Below are 1,238 nucleotides of genomic sequence, written 5' to 3'. Positions count from 1 at the left end.
GCAAACCCCAGACATCGTTGACGATATGCGCGCCGGCGGCGACCGCCAGCCGCGCCGTGTCGGCGCGATAGGTATCGACCGAAATCAGCACCTCGTTCACGCCCGCCAGCGCTTCGATCACCGGCAGGATGCGGGCCTGTTCCTGGCTGGCCGATACCGCGGCAGCACCTGGGCGCGTCGATTCTCCCCCGACATCGACAACCAGTGCCCCTTCCCCGATCATGCGGCGCGCCTGGGCCAGCGCCTTTTCAGGAGCGTCGAACTGGCCGCCGTCGGAAAAGCTGTCGGGCGTGACATTGAGGATGCCGACGACCACGGCCTTGCCGCCAAGGTCGAGATGGCGTCCATGCGCCAATTGCCATCGCCTGGCCGTCATTGCTCATCGACCATGGAGTTCATCAATCATGTGTGATCCCTGGCGGATCAATTTCATTGCGCCGGCAACGGCCGTAAAGCAAGGTGGTCGAAGAGGCAACATGATGAAACGATCCATGCTTGGCATGAAAAAACAGTCCTTGGGCGTGAAACAATCCTTGGCTTGCGCGCTGCTGCTCGCCATAACGCCGCACCCGGCGGCGGCGGCCAATCTCGTCAAGACGTACAGCTATTTCGCCATTGGCGGCAGCACCCTCGACGACATCGAGGCACAACTCTCCAAACGCGGCCCGGAGGTGAAAAGCACCGGCACGCGGCACCCGGGCGCCACGCAAATGGCCTTCACCACCCGTATCAGCTATGCGCAGACACCGAGTTCCTGCCGGATTGCCGACGCGGTGGTGACCGTCAAGGTGAAGGTGATCCTTCCCGAGTGGCGCCGGCCGCGCAAGGCCGATGCCGATGTCAGGCTGTTCTGGGATACGCTGTCGGCCGACATCAAGCGCCATGAGGAGCGCCATGTCGAAATCGCCAAGAACCATGGCGGCGAACTCGAAGAGGCCTTGAAGGCCACCTACCCGCAAAAGAACTGCAACGCCGCCAAGGCCAAGGCGGCCGCGATCACCGCGGCTGTTCTGGCCAGGCACGACCGCGCCCAGCTTCAGTTCGACCGCGTCGAAAGCGTCAATTTCGAAAGCCGCATCTTGCGGCTGCTGCGCTACCGCATGGAGCGCATCGGCAACGGACGACTGCCGCCGGCCTGAACGCACCCGAACTGAAAGCCAATTCACCGAAACGTAGTGCCAGATTCGAAAAACTTTCGAGCCGCCGTCGAAACCGGCCTATATGGGACGACATATATC

General features: G+C 62.3%; 2 protein-coding genes. One reads left to right on the top strand and one right to left on the bottom strand.

Features of this window, described 5'->3' with window-relative positions; all coding sequences use genetic code 11:
• Window positions 1-376 (bottom strand): dihydropteroate synthase (locus EN879_RS36355; protein ID WP_164774860.1); only part of this gene is annotated, 376 nt, incomplete at its 3' end.
• A gap of 103 nt (window positions 377-479) precedes the next feature.
• On the opposite strand from EN879_RS36355, the gene EN879_RS36350 reads away from it, so the two are divergent.
• Window positions 480-1,139 (top strand): DUF922 domain-containing protein, encoded by a 660-nt coding sequence (locus EN879_RS36350; protein WP_063170227.1) that lies wholly within the window; start codon window positions 480-482, stop codon window positions 1,137-1,139.
• Window positions 1,140-1,238 lie beyond the last annotated feature (99 nt).

This window comes from Mesorhizobium sp. M7A.F.Ca.AU.002.02.1.1 (assembly GCF_003998535.1).
Classification (GTDB): Bacteria; Pseudomonadota; Alphaproteobacteria; order Rhizobiales; family Rhizobiaceae; genus Mesorhizobium; species Mesorhizobium ciceri.
This window is presented reverse-complemented; position numbering and strand designations above follow the sequence as displayed.